The organism is Verticiella alkaliphila (genome assembly GCF_018904615.1).
Taxonomy (GTDB): domain Bacteria; phylum Pseudomonadota; class Gammaproteobacteria; order Burkholderiales; family Burkholderiaceae_B; genus Verticiella; species Verticiella alkaliphila.
The window spans coordinates 22248-38751 of the sequence record NZ_JADCNH010000021.1 but is presented as its reverse complement, the minus strand read 5'-3'; the positions used below and the strand labels follow the sequence as shown (position 1 = coordinate 38751).

13 protein-coding genes are annotated in these 16504 nt (G+C 67.5%); 8 read left to right on the top strand and 5 right to left on the bottom strand.

Going from position 1 to position 16504, the window contains the following annotated elements:
• The first annotated feature begins 46 nt into the window (after positions 1 to 46).
• From imuA to IMZ29_RS14020, 3 genes are read left to right on the top strand one after another with little or no spacing between them, the layout of a single operon-like run.
• On the top strand, positions 47 to 787 hold the full coding sequence (imuA, locus tag IMZ29_RS14030; protein WP_216185070.1) for a translesion DNA synthesis-associated protein ImuA: 741 nt from the start codon (positions 47 to 49) through the stop codon (positions 785 to 787).
• Entirely contained in the window at positions 708 to 2195 is a 1488-nt protein-coding gene (locus tag IMZ29_RS14025) for a Y-family DNA polymerase (protein ID WP_216185067.1), read from the top strand. The genes imuA and IMZ29_RS14025 overlap by 80 nt, the downstream gene beginning before the upstream one ends.
• On the top strand, positions 2192 to 5452 hold the full coding sequence (locus IMZ29_RS14020; protein ID WP_216185064.1) for an error-prone DNA polymerase: 3261 nt from the start codon (positions 2192 to 2194) through the stop codon (positions 5450 to 5452). Before IMZ29_RS14025 ends, IMZ29_RS14020 begins: the two co-directional genes overlap by 4 nt.
• 38 nt (positions 5453 to 5490) lie before the next feature.
• On the opposite strand, the gene IMZ29_RS14015 is transcribed toward IMZ29_RS14020, so the two are convergent.
• Positions 5491 to 6222, bottom strand: a complete 732-nt coding sequence (locus tag IMZ29_RS14015; RefSeq protein ID WP_216185061.1) for a sulfurtransferase — start codon at positions 6220 to 6222, stop codon at positions 5491 to 5493.
• Positions 6223 to 6374: 152 nt separating this feature from the next.
• Here IMZ29_RS14015 and IMZ29_RS14010 point away from each other — a divergent pair, with 152 nt between their 5' ends.
• From IMZ29_RS14010 to IMZ29_RS14000, 3 genes are all read left to right on the top strand, one after another.
• Complete coding sequence (locus IMZ29_RS14010; protein WP_216185058.1) at positions 6375 to 7133, top strand: class I SAM-dependent methyltransferase; 759 nt, start codon at positions 6375 to 6377, stop codon at positions 7131 to 7133.
• A gap of 153 nt (positions 7134 to 7286) precedes the next feature.
• The gene (locus IMZ29_RS14005) at positions 7287 to 8849 is read left to right on the top strand and encodes a YdgA family protein (RefSeq protein WP_216185055.1); all 1563 of its coding nucleotides are present in this window, start codon (positions 7287 to 7289) and stop codon (positions 8847 to 8849) included.
• An 8-nt stretch (positions 8850 to 8857) separates the two neighbouring features.
• The gene (locus IMZ29_RS14000; RefSeq protein WP_216185052.1) at positions 8858 to 10843 is read left to right on the top strand and encodes a BCCT family transporter; all 1986 of its coding nucleotides are present in this window, start codon (positions 8858 to 8860) and stop codon (positions 10841 to 10843) included.
• A gap of 66 nt (positions 10844 to 10909) precedes the next feature.
• On the opposite strand, the gene IMZ29_RS13995 is transcribed toward IMZ29_RS14000, so the two are convergent.
• The 3 genes from IMZ29_RS13995 to IMZ29_RS13985 all read right to left on the bottom strand — a co-directional run bounded on the left by IMZ29_RS13995 (position 10910) and on the right by IMZ29_RS13985 (position 13683).
• The gene (locus tag IMZ29_RS13995; RefSeq protein WP_216185049.1) at positions 10910 to 11701 is read right to left on the bottom strand and encodes an IclR family transcriptional regulator; all 792 of its coding nucleotides are present in this window, start codon (positions 11699 to 11701) and stop codon (positions 10910 to 10912) included.
• A 116-nt stretch (positions 11702 to 11817) separates the two neighbouring features.
• Positions 11818 to 12699, bottom strand: coding sequence for a TauD/TfdA dioxygenase family protein (locus IMZ29_RS13990; protein ID WP_216185047.1), 882 nt, complete (start codon positions 12697 to 12699; stop codon positions 11818 to 11820).
• An 18-nt stretch (positions 12700 to 12717) separates the two neighbouring features.
• Positions 12718 to 13683 (bottom strand): Bug family tripartite tricarboxylate transporter substrate binding protein, encoded by a 966-nt coding sequence (locus IMZ29_RS13985; RefSeq protein WP_216185044.1) that lies wholly within the window; start codon positions 13681 to 13683, stop codon positions 12718 to 12720.
• A 196-nt stretch (positions 13684 to 13879) separates the two neighbouring features.
• Between IMZ29_RS13985 and IMZ29_RS13980 the strand changes: the two genes are divergently transcribed.
• Positions 13880 to 15178 carry an MFS transporter gene (locus tag IMZ29_RS13980; protein WP_216185041.1) on the top strand — a complete coding sequence of 433 codons (1299 nt, stop codon included), beginning with the start codon at positions 13880 to 13882 and terminating at the stop codon, positions 15176 to 15178.
• Between the two features lie 25 nt (positions 15179 to 15203).
• Positions 15204 to 15590 (top strand): RNA-binding S4 domain-containing protein, encoded by a 387-nt coding sequence (locus tag IMZ29_RS13975; protein ID WP_216185038.1) that lies wholly within the window; start codon positions 15204 to 15206, stop codon positions 15588 to 15590.
• 17 nt (positions 15591 to 15607) lie between these two features.
• On the opposite strand, the gene IMZ29_RS13970 is transcribed toward IMZ29_RS13975, so the two are convergent.
• On the bottom strand, positions 15608 to 16351 hold the full coding sequence (locus IMZ29_RS13970; RefSeq protein WP_216185035.1) for a sulfite exporter TauE/SafE family protein: 744 nt from the start codon (positions 16349 to 16351) through the stop codon (positions 15608 to 15610).
• Positions 16352 to 16504: the final 153 nt, after the last annotated feature.

Sequence of the window (16504 nt, the reverse complement as noted above, 5' to 3'; positions counted from 1 at the left end):
AGATACGTTATACTGGATTTATATACAGTATTCGTGTCTGCCTGCCATGCCTGTCGCCCAGGTCCCATCCACCGCCGTGCTGCCGCATCCCGCCCTCTGGCGGGCGTCCCAATGGGGCAGCCCGGCCAGCGCGTGCGTGGACACGGGGCATGCGGCGTTATCGGCGGAATTGCCCGGCCGGGGTTGGCCACGCGGACAGCTGATCGAGCTTCTCGTGCCTCGCGATGGGGTGGGAGAAGTGCGTCTTCTGCAGCCCGCCCTGGCGCGGGTGGCGGGCCGCCGTCCGGTGGCGCTGGTGCAGCCACCGCATCCGCCGCAGGCCGCGAGCTGGGCCGGCTGGCAGCTTGATCCGGCACGGCTGCTGTGGGTGCAGCCGGCCACGTCAGCCGATGCCCTGTGGGCTGCAAGCCAGATCCTCAAGAACGGCAGCTGTGCGGCCTTGCTGTGCTGGCTCCCCCAGGTGCGCGATGCGGATCTGCGCCGGCTGCACGTCGCTGCCCAGGCGTCCGATGTCCTCTTCATCGGCATTCGTCCCGTGGCGGCGGCCCGTCAGGCATCGCCCGCGCCTTTGCGCATCACCGTCTGGCCTGCGCAAGGCGGGGTGTTGCTGCGCTTCGTCAAGCGCCGCGGGCCGGTGCGCGATCTTCCCCTCCATGTCGCCTGGCCGCACGCCGCGTCGGGCCTTTCTTCTTCTTCTTCTTCTGCCCATGTCCCTCTGGATCGGCATCTTCCTGCCGCGGCTGAGCCTGGACGTGTTGCCGGCCGCCAGCCTCTGCTCGCCGGATGAGCCTCCTGGCGCGCTGGCGCCGGTGATGGTCGTGCACGACGAGCGCGTGGTCGCCATCACGCCTGCCGCGGCGGCGTTGGGTGTCCGGGTGGGCATGCGGCGCAACGGCGCGCTGGCGATGGCGCCTCAGGTGCAGCCCGTGGACCAGGATCGGGCGGCCGAATCGGTGGCCCTGCGTGCCGCGGCCGAAGCGCTCCTGCAGTACTCCCCCCAGGTGGCGGTACTGCCCGCCAGCGTGATCGTGCTGGAGATCGGGGCGGGTCTGCGGCTCTTTGGCGGGATCCGCGCCGTGTGCCGGCGCATCCGGGATACCCTGGCCGGACAAGGCCTGGCCTGCCGGCTGGGCGTGGCGCCCACGGCGCACGCGGCGTGGGTCCTGGCCCGGGCGCGCACGTCCCGGCGCCGGCGGCTGCGGGTGCGCAGCCTGCAGCCCGTGCTCGATGGCCTGTCCTGGGCTCTGCTGCCCGAAACCGCACCGCACGCCGACTGGTTGCGCGATATCGGCTGCCGGACGCTGGGCGGGCTGAATCGTCTGCCCCGCGAAGGCCTGCAGCGGCGTACCAGCCCGGCGCTCGTCGCCCAGCTCGATCAAGTCTACGGCCGGGTGCCGGCCGCCTTTGCCTGGATTGAGGCGGCCCCGGTGTTCGATCAGCGGGTGTGGCTGCCCGAGCGCATCGAGGAGGCGCAAGCCGCCGAAGTCGTCGTCACGCGTCTGCTGGGCTGGCTGTGCGAGTGGCTTGCCGCGCGGCACCTGGCCGTGCGTGCCATCGAATGCCGGCTCGATCACGAGCGCGGACGGCATGCGCGTCCACCCACCCGCCTGGTCGTGCGCCTGGCCGAGCCCGCCAGCCATCCCGAGCACCTCACCCGGCTGCTGCATGAGCGGCTGGCCACGCTCACGCTGGAAGCCCCGGTCGTGGCGGTGCGCCTCTTGGCGAACGATGTTCTGGCGCAGCCTGCGCCGTCCGGTACCTTGTTCGCCGAGCCTGGCGCCACGGCCGTCGACCACCGCCGCCTCGTCGAACTGCTCACGGCGCGTCTGGGTCGCGAGCGGGTGCTGTGCGCACGGCCGCAGGCGGATCACCGGCCGGAAGTGGCCAACCAGTGGCGGCCGGCCGATTCCCCGCCTGCCGTGTCGGTACCGTTGCACCCGGCGCGACCCGAGCGTCCGTTCTGGCTGCTCGATGCGCCGCTGCCCCTCACCGAGTCACGCGAAGGTCTGATGCATGGTCGCCAGCGGCTGACCCGGATCCAGGGCCCGGAGCGTCTGGAGGCTGGCTGGTGGGACGGCATGCTGAGTGCGCGGGATTACTTCGTCTTCGAAGACGGCGACCACGCGCGTTTCTGGGTCTATCAGGAACGCGATACGCCCGCGGGGCGCTGGTTCCTGCATGGGCTCTTCGCATGAGCGGCTTTGCCCTGCCTGCCTATGCGGAGCTGCAATGCCGCAGCAATTTCTCGTTCCTGGAAGGCGCTTCGCATCCGGAGGCCCTGGTCGCTCGCGCGGCGGACCTGGGCTACACGGCACTGGCCTTGACGGACGAGTGCTCGGTGGCAGGGGTCGTGCGCGCGGCCGTCGAGGCGCGAGTGGCGCGTGAAGGCCGGCCCGAACCGCTGCACTTCATCGTGGGCAGCACCTTCCGGCTGGAGACGGGCGATGCGGGGCTCTTCGTGCCGCTGGGCGCGCGCGCGCCGCTCGAGCTCGTCGTGCTGTGCTGCAATCGAGAAGGCTACGGCAATCTCGTGGAGCTCATCACGCTGGCCCGCACGCGCGCACCCAAGGGCGAGTATCGGTTGAGCCGGGATGACCTGGTCTTTCCGCCGCCGGGCAGCGAGCATCTGCGCGGTCTGCCGGATTGTCTGGTCATTCTTGCCCCCGCCCAGGGGGTGGAGGCCGATGTCCTGGCCGAGCAGGCCGCGTGGGCACAGGCCGTGTTCGGCGAGCGGCTGTGGCTGGGCCTCACGCTGCTGCACGGCCCGGGCGACGCCGCGCAACGGGCCGTGGTGCAGGGTGTGGCCGCGCAGCAAGGGCTGCCGGTGGTGGCGACGGGTGATGTGCGCATGCACCTGCGCTCCTGCAAGCCGCTGCACGACACCTTGCGGGCCATCCGCCTGGGCACCACGGTACAGGCCGCGGGCTTTGCGCTGGCCCCCAACGCCGAGCAGCACCTGCGCTCGCGCGCGCGGCTTGCGCAGCTCTATCCGGCCGATGCGCTGGCACAGACGCTCGTGATCGCGCGGCAATGCCGATTCGATCTGAACGAACTGCGCTACGAGTACCCCGAGGAGATCGTGCCCCCGGGGCACACGCCGGCCAGCTACCTGCGCGAACGCACCTATGTCGGCGCGGCAGAGAAGTACCCGCAGGGCATGCCCCCGCGCATTGCCGAGCTCATCGAGCACGAGCTCGAGCTTATTATCGAGAAGCACTACGAAGCCTATTTCCTCACTGTGTACGACCTGGTGCGGGAAGCCCGGCGCCGCGGCATCCTCTGCCAGGGCCGCGGCTCGGCCGCCAATTCGGTGGTGTGCTATTGCCTGGGCGTCACCGCCGCGAATCCAGAGCACACTGTGCCGCTCTTCGAGCGCTTCATCAGCCGCGAGCGCGACGAGCCACCCGATATCGACGTGGATTTCGAACACCAGCGCCGCGAAGAGGTCATCCAGTACATCTATCAGAAGTACGGCCGTGACCGCGCGGCGCTCACGGCGGTGGTGAGCTCCTACCGTTCGCGCGGCTGCCTGCGCGACACGGGCAAGGCGCTCGGGGTGGATCTGGCCATCGTCGATGCCGTTGCCAAGGCCCAGCAATGGTGGGACGGCAAGGCTGGCCTGCTGCAGCGCATGGCCGAAGCCGGGCTCGATCCCGAATCGCCCACCGCGCAGATGTGGGCCGAGATGGCGTCCCGGCTGCATGGCTTTCCGCGCCATCTGTCGCAGCATCCCGGGGGCTTCGTGATCGCCCGCGACAAGCTCTCGCGGCTCGTGCCCATCGAGAACGCCGCCATGCCCGATCGCAGCGTGGTGCAGTGGGACAAGGACGATCTCGATGCGGTGGGCCTGCTCAAGGTGGATGTACTCGCCCTGGGCATGCTCACGGTGTTGCGTCGTGCCCTGGATTTTGCGAGCACGCAGCGGGGCGAGCCACTTGCGCTGCATCAGGTCGAGCACGGTTGCAAGGCCACCTACGCCATGATCCAGGCCGCGGACACCGTTGGCACCTTCCAGATCGAGTCCCGCGCGCAGATGAGCATGCTGCCGCGTCTGCGCCCGCAGTGCTATTACGACCTCGTGGTGCAGGTGGCCATCGTGCGGCCGGGTCCCATCCAGGGCGACATGGTGCATCCCTACCTGCGGCGCCGGCGCAAGGAAGAGCCCGAGACCGTGCCCGTGCCCCGGGGCCATCCCGAAGGCGACCCGCCTCCACTCGACAAGGCGCTCAAGCGCACCCTGGGTGTGCCGATCTTCCAGGAGCAGGTGATGCAGGTGGCAATGATCGCGGCGGGCTTCACGCCCGACAAGGCCGACGGCTTGCGCCGGGCCATGGCCGCCTGGCGCCGCAAGGGTGGCATCGACCGCTTTCACACCGATCTCATCCAGGGCATGGTGAACAAGGGCTATGACCAAACCTTTGCCGAGGCCATCTTCCGGCAGATGGAAGGCTTTGGCGAGTACGGCTTTCCCGAGTCCCATGCGGCCAGCTTCGCGTTGCTGGCGTACGCCAGTGCCTGGCTGAAGTGGCATTACCCGCAGGCCTTTCTGGCGGCGCTCCTGAACAGCCAGCCCATGGGCTTCTACAGCCCCGCGCAACTCGTGCAGGATGCACGGCGTGCGGGGGTGGTGGTGCAGCCCGTGGAGATTCTGCACAGTGGCTGGGATGCCCGGCTCGTGCGCCTGACGGCAGATGTGCGCCCAGGCCCGCCCGCGCCTGACGATCCGCGCCAGCTGCGCCGGTTCGGCGTGCGATTGGGTCTGAACCAGGTCAAGGGGCTGGGCAAGCCGGCCGGCCTGCGCATCGAAGCGGCGGCGGCCCAGCGGCCGTTCTTCGACGTACCCGATCTCGCCGCGCGGGCCGCGCTCACGCGGCACGATGTCGAGGTGCTGGCGGCGGCCGATGTGTTGCGTGCCCTGGCAGGGCATCGACGCCAGGCAGCCTGGGTGGCCGCCTCGGCCGCGCCGGGGCGAGATCTGTTGCGTGAAGCCGAGCAGGCGGCCAGCCGCAGCGCCCCGCACCTGGCCGAGCCGTCCGAAGCCCAGCACATCGTGGCGGATTACCAGACGCTGGGCCTTACGCTGCAGCGCCACCCGCTGGCCTTGCTGCGCGAGCGGCTGCATGCCCAGGGGTATCGCTCGGCCACGGCATTGGCCGCCTTTCCCAATGGGCGTTCGGCCAAGGCCTGTGGTTTGGTGATCGGTCGGCAGCGTCCCGGCACGGCCAAAGGCACGGTGTTCGTGACGCTCGAGGACGAGACCGGCCCGATCAACGTCATCGTCTGGCCGCGGCTGGTCGAGACGCAGCGTCAGGCCTTGCTGGGCTCACGGCTGATGGGGGTGCATGGCGTCTGGCAGCACGCCGATGGGGTGAGCCATCTCGTGGCGCGCCGGCTGGTGGATCTCACGTCCTGGCTGGGGCTGCTCGCGCCGCACAGCCGGGATTTTCACTGACGGGCCAGCCAGGCGCCGTGCATGCCGGCCGCAAACCCTCAGTTCGTGGGTGCCAACGCGGCGTCCACGCCGATGCGCTCGTCGAACACAAAGCACTCGCCCGTGAAGCCCGCGCCGTCCGTGTCCTCGAAGTACTGCAGGATGCCGCCCTCGAGTTGATAGACGTGGTCGAACCCCGCCTGTGTCATGTAGAGCGCAGCCTTCTCGCAACGGATGCCGCCGGTGCAGAACGTCACCACCGTCTTGCCCGCCAGCGCGTCGCGCTGGGTCAGGACCGCCTCGGGAAACTGCGTGAACTTCTCGATGCGCAGATCCACGGCGCCGGCGAACGTGCCGGCATCGACTTCGAAGCCGTTGCGCGTGTCGAGCAGCACGACCTCGCGTCCTGCCGCATCCCGGCCATCGCGCAGCCACGCATGCAGGGTCGCGGCAGACACGCCATCGGCGCGGCCCTGTATCGGCCGGATGTCCGGGTGATCCATGCGGATGATCTCGCGCTTGATCTTCACGCGCAGCCGCTTGAACGGCACCGACTCGGAATGGCTCACCTTCACCGGCAGGCCGGCAAAGCGGGCGTCCTCGCGCAGCCAGCCCAGGAATTCATCGATGGCCGAGGCCGTGCCCGCGAGGAACAGGTTGATGCCCTCGGCAGCCAGCAATACGGTGCCGCGCAACGCGAGAGCCTCGGCGCGATCGTGAATGCGTTCGCGCAACGACTCGAGCGCATCGAGGTTCACGAAACGGTAGGCGGCGATGTTGGTGACGGACATGGCGAGAAGAACCAGGGAGAGAGCAGAGCAGGGGCCGCCGGGACGGTGCGCAGGCCTGGGCATGATGCGATGGCGGATCGCCCTGTCAGCAGGCCGTCTCCAGGGGCGCGCCATAATAGCAGCCCCTCCACCGTCAGGCTGTCGACTGTTCCATGAGTGACTCTCCCATCTTTCGCTGCATCGCCGAGTGGCAAGGCAACCGCCCCTGGGGCCGCTTTCTGGATGCGGGCACCGGCAGCCATTCGCTGCGCTGGGTGGCCGGGCTGCAGACCGATGCCTGGACGGCCATCACCGGGGCCGAGGGCATGGCGCGCCAGGTGCGCGACACCGTGTCCGAGACGCAGCGATCCCAGGATCGCATCGTCGTGGGCGATTGGGCGGATCCCGATCTGCTCGCCGGCGACAGCTACGACACGGTGCTGGCCGACTATCTGCTTGGCGCCATCGACGGCTTCGCGCCGTACTTCCAGCCCTATCTCTTCGCTCGCTTGCGTCCATTGGTGAGCAAGCAGCTATACATCGTGGGGTTGCAACCATATGTGCCGTACTTTCCGGACGACGACGCCGGCCAAGTGATCACGCGAATCGGCCGCACGCGCGATGCCTGCCTGCTGCTGGCAGGCGAGCGGCCCTATCGAGAGTATCCGCTCGACTGGGTTTGCCAGCATCTGGAAGCATCCGGATTCCGGGTGGAGCAGACCCGGCAGTTCCCGATCCGCTACGGCCAACGCTTTGTGCAGAGCCAGATTGCGATGTGCGAGGCGCGCCTGCCGCGCTTTGCCGATGCCGCCCTGGCCGAGGCCATGGCGGCCACGCTGGATCGATTGCGCCATGAGGCGTTGGCCCTCGACGACCGCCTGGGCGGCTTGCGTCATGGCTTCGACTACGTCGTGTCCGCCACCCCGAGGTGATGCATTCGGCCGGCCCTTGTCAATGTTAGGTACATGAATTGCTACAAACGGCCCGCGCTGGGTCACGAATTGCTACGGACTGTGGCCCGGGTCCCCTCACTATAATGCCGGCGCGTGGGCAGCCTGCCCTCGACCAATCGGAAACTACACACAATGAGCAAAGCAGCAAAGGCCGTGGTGGCCGTAGTGGTGTTGGGGGGCGTGGCCTGGGCCGGCGCATCCTGGTACTCGGGCAAGCGCGTCGAGGACGAAGTGCGCGCCTACGTCGACAAGGTCAATGCGCAGAGTCCTGTGGTGACATTGGCGATCTCGGACTATCAGCGCGGCTGGTTCACCTCGCAGGTGAAATACACCTTCACCGCCAAGAGCACGCTCGTGCCGGACATGATCGACGAGGGCGACGTGCTCGCCGTCGATAGCCAGGTGCAGCACGGCCCGTTTCCGTTCGCCCGCCTGAGCCGCGGTGAGTTCGCGCCCGTCATGGCAGCATCCGAATCCGTGCTCCAGAACACCGGCCTCGCGATCCAGTGGTTCGCTGCCGCCAAGGGACAACAGCCGATGCGCGAGCGCACCAGCGTGAGCTTCGGTGGCGACATCGACTCGCGGGTGGACTTCGTGCCGCTCTCGTTCACGCGTGACGGCGTGACGCTCAGTTCGCAGGCCGGCTGGCTCACGATGAGCACGGATCGCGATCTCACGCATTTCACGATGGCGGGCGAATTCCCCGAAATGCGTGTGCTGGATGGCACCACCGGTGGCGATCGCACCGCGCTGCGCATCGAGAACACCACGTTCGATGGCGAATCGCGCCTGGGCCGCTTCGGCGCCTACATCGGCGATGCCCGCTTTGCCATCGGCAACCTCTTCCTGGAAGCCGGTGGCGGTCCGATGGGGGGCACCAACGTTGCCTTCCGCGACTACGTCATCGAGACGAGCGTGAGCGAGGACGACACCAACCTCAGCCTGCAGGTCAACTACGGCATCGGCAACATGCGCGTCATGGACGTCGATCTCGGCCAGCTCCAGGTCGCACTGCGTCTGGGCAACCTGAACGGCGAGGCCGTGCGCGGCATCGTCAAGCGCTATCAGGAACAGATGCCCGCGATCATGGCCGAATCGGCCCAGCCGGACGCTGACGCGTTGCCGCCCGCCACTGCCGCGTTCTTTGCGGAATCGATCCAGGCGCTGCTGCCCGGCAATCCGGTACTGGCGCTCGACCCGGTACGTGTCTCCGTGCCTGGTGGGGACAGCAGCCTGCGCCTGAATGTTACGGGCCAGCAGCCGGCCGAGCCGCAGCCGAACGATCCGCTGGCCTACGTGCGTACGCTCGACGGCTCGCTGGTCGTCTCGCGCGGCATGGTGCTCGACATCAGCAAGCGCTTCATGGAACTGCAGGCCAAGGCCATGGGTCAGGCCGTGCCGGATGCCGACAAGATGGCCGAGCAGAACTACGCCTTCATGCGTCAGATGGCCCTGTCCTCGGGCTACGTGGTGGAAGAGGGCGACAACCTCGTCGTGCGCGTGTCCTACGCCGATGGCCAGGCGCGTCTGAACGGCGACAACGTCGAGCTTGACGAGCTTCTCGCGCCCATGGGCATCAATCCTGCTCAGCAGTACGGCGCCGAACCTGGCGACGATGACGACGCCTTCCTGAAAGAACTCGAGCGCCTCGAGAACGAATCCATTTCTCCAGACGCTCCCACTTCCCGACCCTGAGTGACTGAATGACCCAGCCGACGGCCGATACGCCACCCAGCAAGTTCGCCAGCATCAGCAAGCCCGTCTTCTTTACCTCGGGCGGATTGCTGCTGGCCCTGGTGATCATGGTCACCGCATTTCATGACCAGTCGCAGCGAGCCTTCGCTGCAGTGCAATCCTGGATCAATTTCAACGTCGGCTGGTTCTACATTCTCGCCGTGGCTCTCATCCTGATGGTCGCGGTGTTCTGCATGGTGAGTCGCTTCGGCGACATCAAGCTGGGTCCGGATCACAGCAAGCCGGACTACAGCAACAGTACGTGGTTCGCGATGCTGTTCTGTGCCGGCATGGGCATTGGCTTGATGTTCTTCGGTGTGGCCGAGCCGCTCATGCACATGATCGATCCGCCCGTGGGAGACCCGGGCTCGGCTCAGGCCGCGCGCGAGGCGATCAAGATCACCTTCTTCCATTGGGGGCTGCATGCGTGGGCGATTTACGCCATCGTGGCCCTCATTCTCGCGTTTTTTGCCTATCGCCACGGGCTGCCGCTCACGCTGCGCTCGGCGCTCTATCCGCTGATCGGCGATCGCATCTATGGTCCGATCGGGCACTCCGTGGACATCTTCGCCGTCATCGGCACCGTGCTCGGAATTGCCACCTCGCTCGGTTTTGGCGTGTTGCAGATCAACAGCGGTCTGCATCACCTGATGGGCGTGCCGGTCAATCCGACCGTGCAGATTGCCCTCATCGTGGTGACGACGTCGCTGGCTACGCTGTCGGTGGTGAGCGGGCTGGACAAAGGCGTGCGGCGCCTGTCCGAGCTGAACATGATCCTGGCCGTCTGTCTGATGCTGTTCGTCCTGGTGCTGGGCCCCACGGTGTTCCTGCTCAAGGCCTATGTGCAGAACACAGGATCATACCTGTCCGAGATCGTCGGCAAGACATTCAATCTCTATGCCTATCGCCAGACGGATTGGCTGGGCGGCTGGACGCTCTTCTACTGGGGCTGGTGGCTGTCCTGGTCGCCCTTCGTCGGCATGTTCATCGCGCGCATCTCGCGCGGCCGCACGATCCGCGAATTCCTGGCGGGTGTGATCTTCGTGCCCACCGGCTTCACGTTCCTGTGGATGACGGTGTTCGGCGACACGGCGATCAACATGGTGTTGAACGAGGGGCTGACCAGCCTCGCGCAGACGACCGAGGCCGACAACTCCCTGGCGCTCTTCGCGTTCCTGGAGCAATTCCCTTTCTCGCAGCTGCTGTCGGGCATTGCGGTGGCCATGGTGGTGGTGTTCTTCGTCACCTCGGCGGATTCCGGCGCCTTGGTCGTCGACCTGCTAGCGTCGGGCGGTAAGGAGAACACCCCCGTCTGGCAGCGCATCTTCTGGTCTGCTGTCACGGGTGTGGTAGCGATCGTGCTGCTGCTGGCCGATGGTTTGACAGCTTTGCAGACGGCGACGATCGCGAGCGCGTTGCCCTATACCCTTGTGCTGCTTGCGGCGATATGGGGCCTATTGAAGGCGCTGCAGATCGACTACACGAAGCGAGGTACGCGCAACTTCGCCCACTTGGCACCTCGCCCCGCGCAGGCCAATGAAGATTGGCAGCGTCGCTTGCGCAATCTCATGACCTTTCCGCGGCGCAGCCACGTGAACCGTTTCATCGAGGACGTGGGCACGCCGGCCTGCCAGGAGGTGGCGGAAGAATTGCGCAAGCAGGCCGCCGAGGTCGTTGTCACGAATGAATCGGGTAACGTCAAGCTCGAAGTCATGCACGGCTCGGAAGTGGACTTCATCTACGAGATCCGTCCGCGTCCCTACGCGCAGCCGGCCTTTGCCATGCGCGCCACAGAAGGCGACGAGCGCGAGGAGCGCAAGTACTTCCGCGCCGAGGTCTATCTCAAGGAAGGCGGTCAGAACTACGACGTGATGGGCTGGAGCCGCGCCGACATCATCGGCGACATTCTCGACCAGTACGAGAAGCACCTGCACTTCCTGCATCTGGTGCGCTGAGCAACCCAAGGCCGCATCCGGCGCGGCGGGCAGGATCCTGGGCCGCCGCAAGGCGGCCCAGTGCATTCAGGCAAGTGACGTGGCGCCGATTTCCTGGACGATGGCTTGCCTGCAGGCCACCAATCGCGGTCCCACGTGCTCGATCAGCATCTCTCGGCTGAAGACGAATGCGGGGCCGCCGCAATTGAAGGCGTAGCGCGTGCCGCGCGGGCCCGTGAAGCCCAGTGCGATGGAATTGACCTGCGGATGCCACTCACCCAACGATGCGCAGAATCCGAGGGTCTCGGCTTCCGTCAGCGAGGCCTCCACCCCGGTGCCGATGCGCGCCCACTCATCGGACGCCGCGATGCGCGCGCTATCGATCAATGCCTTGCGCTCGGCGTCGGGCAGTTCGCGCAGGTAGGCGCGTCCAATGGCCGAGGTGCAGACGTTGAGCCGCGCACCGATGTCCAGCCGGGAGAAGATCATGCCGGTATCGGAGCGCACGGTGTCGATCAACACCATGTCGAACCGGTCCCGCACCGCCAGATGCACGGTGGCCCCGGAAAATTCTGCGAGTTCGGTCAGCATGGGCCGGATGCGGGTACGCACGTCGAAGTGCCGCAGATAGGCGCTGCCCAGATCCAGCACGCCCGGCCCCAGGGTGTAGCGGTCGCTGTCGCGTTCCTGACGCAGATGGCCATGACTCACGAGCGTGGCGATCAGGCGCGTCATGGTGGCCTTGGGAATCCCCGTCTGGCGCGACAGCTCGGTGTGGCCGATGGGGCTAGGGTGCTCGGCCACGGCGCGCAGCACGGTCAGCCCTCGGGCCAGGGCACTGACTTCGTCGGCGGATTCGGGGCGGGTGGTGGAGGCCATGGCAGCGCAGCAGTCAAGGACGCAGGAAAGGGTGCGTGCATGTTACACCCGCATGGCAGCGGGCCCGCAGACTCGACAGCGGTTCGCTACGCACCGTGGCGGCCGCGGCCGGTGGTTCAGGCAGCCGCGCGTTCGGGTGTCGGATAGGTCCGGTCCAGGGTCGTCGAGCGGCGCAGCTCGCGTCGTTGCGAGAAGTCGTAGCGGCGCCCGCGGTGCAGCGTGCAGCGGTTGTCCCAGATCACGAGATCGCCTGGTTCCCACGTATGTTCGTAGACGAACTGCGGCTGCGTGGCGTGTTCGAGCAGATCCGACAGAAGCAGCCGACCCTCGGGCAGGCTCATGCCGTCGATGCGACTCGCATGGGCCCCAATGAAAAGGTGCCGACGACCGGAGTCGTCGTGCGTTCGCACCAGCGGCCATAGCACCCGAGGCATGGCGGCGACCTTGTCCTCGGAATACTCCGTGTCGCCCAGCATGAAGCGCGAATGCAGCACGAAGTGCTCGACGAGCAGATCTTCGATCTCGGCCTGGGTGTCCGCGTCCAGCGCGTCATAGGCTGCCCGCATGTCGGCGAACTGCGTGGCGCCGCCCTTGGGCGGGATCACCACCGCATGCAGCATCGAGTAGCGCGCCGGCGGATTTTGAAAGGAGCTGTCGCTGTGCCAGATCTGGTTGGCGACGTTGTTCACGATGCGCCGATGCGAGCGCTGGGCAATGCTGCCGTCCTCGGCCACGTTGGAGATGTCCGCGAGCTCCTGGTACTTCAGGCGCGTATGGGCGTTGGACACCTTCTTGAAGCCCAGATCGAGCGCGCCGAAGCTGCGCGTGAAAGCCATCTGCTCGTCCTGCGTGAGCGGCTGGCCGCGCACGACGAGCACGGCGTGATCGGCCATTGCACGGTCGATCTCGGCCGCCAGCTCGGCGCTGGGGCATGTCAAGTCCAGGCCGGTCACCTCGGCGCAGAAGTGGCGATGCAGGGGCGTGAATTGCAGAGACATGGTTCGATCCTCGTCGGGTCAGTCGATACGGATGCCGGCCTCGCGGGCCACGGTGGTCCAGCGGGCAATGTCACTCGCGATGAAGGCGTTCCAGTCCGCAGGGGGGGACGCCACCGGCGTGATGCCGAGCTCGGTGAAGCGCTGCTGGACGGCCGGTTCGGCCATCACGCCGGCCACGCTTTCCTGCAAGGCTGCGATGAGGTGGGGCGGCGTGGCCGCAGGGGCGACGAGCCCGATCACGCTGTACACCTCGAAGCCCGGCAGCGTGTCGGCGAGCACCGGCACGTCGGGCAGGGCGGGGTCGCGCGAGGCGGCCGTGAGGGCCAGCATCTTGAGCTTGCCGCCTGCCACGTGCGGGCGCACCGAATGCACGATGTCGAACATCATGTCCACCCGTCCGCCCAGCAGATCCGTGAGCGCAGGGCCGCTGCCGTTGTACGGCACGTGCACGATGTCCAGATCGGCGGACTTCTTGAACATCTCGCCCGCCAGGTGGGTGGCGGTGCCGGGGCCTGGCGTGGCGTAGCTGAGCTTGCCGGGATGGGCACGCGCGTGCGCCATGAGGCCAGGCAGATCGTCGAAGGGCGCGCTCGCGGGCACCACCAGCGCCATGTTGGCCCGAGCGACCTGGGTGATGCCTGTCAGATCACGCAGTGTGTCGTACGGCATCTGCGTGCGGATGGCGGGATTGATGGTGTAGGCGCTGATGACCATGCCAAACGTGTGGCCATCCGGTGGGGCCTTGGCCACGGCGGCCGCCCCGATCATCGTGCCGGCCCCCGGGCGGTTTTCCACCACCACCGGCTGCCCCCACCGCGCATCCAGCCCCTGCGCCAGGATGCGCGCGATCACGTCCGTGGGCCCGCCGGCGGGGAAGGGCACGACCAGACGGGTGTCGTGAGCCGGGAACTCGGCGGCGTGGCTGGCTGGGGCAACGCTGGCCAGCGCCAGCACCGCGATGGCTGTACCGAAACGACGAAACATGGCGTCTCCGTTATATTTTTTTGGTACTCGATTCCATTTTATGCATTGTGGAGCTGAAGTCAACGCCCATCGTGCCGCTCCCCGAATCGGCTATTCTTGATGCCCCACCCGAATGACCGCGATGTCCCCAACTCCTGCTTCACCGACTGCTGCCGATCCCCCGCTTGGGCTGGAGCCGCCCCGGCGCCACTGGGCCGTGGCAGTCCAGGTCACGGGGATCATCATCGCCGTGCTGGATAGCTCCAGTGTGAGCGTGGCCCTGCCGACGATCGCCGCGGCGCTCGACACCGCGCCTTCTGTGGCGGTACGCATCACCAACATCTACAACCTCACGATGCTGGTGCTCCTGCTGCCGCTGGCGGCATTGGGCGAACGCATCGGCCTGCGCCGCGTCTTCGGCGCGGGCCTGCTCATCTTCGCGCTCGCCTCGCTCGCCTGCGCGCTGTCGCGCTCGATCGAGATGCTGGCGGCCGCCCGGGTGCTGCAGGGCGTGGGCTCGGCTGCCATGATGTCCATGATGGGCGGGCTGGTGCGGCACATCTATCCGCCAGCGATCTTCGGGCGCGGCATCGGCATGAATGCCATGATCGTTGCCGTGGGCGGTGCGGCGGGCCCGTCCGTCACGTCGGCCGTCCTCTCCGTGGCGGATTGGCCCTGGCTCTTCGCGTTGAACATCCCGCTGGCCCTGATAGCCTTTGCCGGGGTGCGTTGCCTGCCGGAATCCCGCCGCCACCCCCGCCGCTTCGATGGCTGGGGCGCCGTGCACACGGCGGTGGTGCTCATCCTCATCGTGCTCGGTCTGGAGCGTCTCACCTCGGCGACGTGGCTGGCGCTCGGCCTGATCGCCCTTGGCCTCGTGCTGGGTCGCAGCCTCGTGCGGCGGCAGGGTGGCCATGCCACGCCGCTCGTGCCCGTGGACTTGTACCGGCTGCCGCCCTTCGCCTATGCCAGCGCGGCATCGTTCTTTTCCTTTGCGGCCCAAATGGGGGCGTTCGTTGCCCTCCCGTTCCATTTTCAGCATGCTTTTGGCCGGGATCAGATCGCGACTGGGTTGCTGATGACCGCGTGGCCGATCGCCGGTGGCATCATGGCGCCGATCGCAGGGCGTCTGGCCGACCACTATTCCGCGGCGTGGCTGAGCGGGATCGGCGCATGCGTCATGGCGTTCGGACTGGCCGTGATCGCGCTGTTGCCAGCGGGTAGTGCCGATGGGTGGATCATCGCTGCCATGGCCTTGGGCGGGGTGGGCTTCGGCTTCTTTCAGTCGCCCAATAATCGCGCCATGCTCATGGCTGTCCCGATCACACGCAGTGGCGCTGCGGGCGGCGCTCAGGCCACCACACGCACCTTCGGCCAGTGCGTCGGCGTGGCCACGGTCGGTATCGCCCTGAGCCTGGGCGGCGCCACCGGTACCACGGTGGCCGTGGGCGCTGGTGCGCTCTTCGGGCTGGCGGCCGCGGGCGTGAACCTGGCCCGGCTACGGGCATTGCGCTGAGTACGGATCAGCAACAGGAGAGACCATGAGCGACAAGCTTCGCGTGGACAAGTGGGTGTGGGCGGCGCGCTTCTTCAAGACGCGCAGCATTGCCGTCGAAGCGATCGGCAAGGGCCGGGTGCTGGTGAATCGCCAGCCGGTCAAGCCGGCGCGGGAAGTGGGGGTCGGCGACGAAGTCGAGGTGCGCCGCGGCGACGAGGTCCTCGTCGTGCAGGTGCGCGCGATCAGTGGCGTGCGCGGGCCGGCGCCCCAGGCTCGGCTGTTGTATGAGGAGACGGCCGAAAGCGTGGCCGCACGCGACCGCTATGCCGAGCAGCGTCGGCTCGCGCCCGAGCCGTCGGCCGATCTCGACATGGGCCGGCCCACCAAGCGCGATCGGCGCCAGATGGAGCGCTGGCGCTTCGACGGCTGACCGCCAGAGGCGGAACGTCAAAGGTAGGTCGCCACGCCCTGCGCCAGGCAGACCAGGCCCACGGCCATGATGATGCGGCGCGTCCAGCGCCGAAAGCCGTGATCGGTGAGGCGATCCAGCACCAGTCGGCTGAGGCTGGTGCCGATGGCGGCCAGCACGACGGCCGCGATCACCAGTTCCACCTCCAGCGCGGCGGCCTGCCAGGCGCCGACGAAGGTGCCGAAGTAAGCGAGCTTGGCCCCGTGCGCCAGCGTCTGGCAGGCCGCCTTGGTCGCCACGACCGCGCGGCGATCCATCGCACTGCGCACGAAGAACACGTCCAGCAGCGGCCCCGACACGCCGGCCAGCAGCTGCACGGCGCCATTGACCAGGCCGCAAACCTGCGGGCCCCAGGGCTGGTCCGCCTGCAACGCGGCCCGCTCCGGTAGGGCAAGCGCGAGAAAGGGCAGCAAGCCGAGCGCGATCAGCACCACGCCCCGGTCCGGCACGTAGCGAACGAAGCCGAAGAGCGCCAGCGCCGCGGCGAGACCGAACACATACCGCCCCACGATCGGCCACACCACGTGCTGGCGCCAGATGAGTGCGCGCCAGCCATTGGCCGTCATCTGGGTGATGGCGTGCAGCACCATGGCGGCCGCCACCGGCATGAACGCCAGCATGATGGCCATGAGGATCATGCCGCCCGCCATGCCGAAGACGCCGGAAATCAGGGACGTGAGCAGAACGGCGGGGGCGAGCCACCAGAGAAGGGATGCCAGCATGGTGTGAAGGGCAGGGCGAGGGCAGGAAGCGGCAGAGTCTACGCGCGGTCGCCTTTCGCGAGCCTGTCAGCCGCGCCGGGCGGTTCGCTCGCCCTGGGGGCGTCCGGCGGGCGCCGAAAAACGCGGATAATACGCCTGTCGACGTTCTCCTGC

Bases quoted from the DNA above. Each gene is read 5' to 3' on its own strand.
- IMZ29_RS14010 (WP_216185058.1), top strand. From the start codon at position 6,375: ATGAGTGACTCTCCCATCTTTCGCTGCATCGCCGAGTGGCAAGGCAAC.
- IMZ29_RS13975 (WP_216185038.1), top strand. From the start codon at position 15,204: ATGAGCGACAAGCTTCGCGTGGACAAGTGGGTGTGGGCGGCGCGCTTC.
- IMZ29_RS14005 (WP_216185055.1), top strand. From the start codon at position 7,287: ATGAGCAAAGCAGCAAAGGCCGTGGTGGCCGTAGTGGTGTTGGGGGGC.
- IMZ29_RS14000 (WP_216185052.1), top strand. From the start codon at position 8,858: ATGACCCAGCCGACGGCCGATACGCCACCCAGCAAGTTCGCCAGCATC.
- IMZ29_RS13985 (WP_216185044.1), bottom strand. From the start codon at position 13,683: ATGTTTCGTCGTTTCGGTACAGCCATCGCGGTGCTGGCGCTGGCCAGC.
- IMZ29_RS13990 (WP_216185047.1), bottom strand. From the start codon at position 12,699: ATGTCTCTGCAATTCACGCCCCTGCATCGCCACTTCTGCGCCGAGGTG.
- IMZ29_RS14020 (WP_216185064.1), top strand. From the start codon at position 2,192: ATGAGCGGCTTTGCCCTGCCTGCCTATGCGGAGCTGCAATGCCGCAGC.
- IMZ29_RS14015 (WP_216185061.1), bottom strand. From the start codon at position 6,222: ATGTCCGTCACCAACATCGCCGCCTACCGTTTCGTGAACCTCGATGCG.
- IMZ29_RS13970 (WP_216185035.1), bottom strand. From the start codon at position 16,351: ATGCTGGCATCCCTTCTCTGGTGGCTCGCCCCCGCCGTTCTGCTCACG.
- IMZ29_RS13995 (WP_216185049.1), bottom strand. From the start codon at position 11,701: ATGGCCTCCACCACCCGCCCCGAATCCGCCGACGAAGTCAGTGCCCTG.
- IMZ29_RS14025 (WP_216185067.1), top strand. From the start codon at position 708: ATGTCCCTCTGGATCGGCATCTTCCTGCCGCGGCTGAGCCTGGACGTG.
- imuA (WP_216185070.1), top strand. From the start codon at position 47: ATGCCTGTCGCCCAGGTCCCATCCACCGCCGTGCTGCCGCATCCCGCC.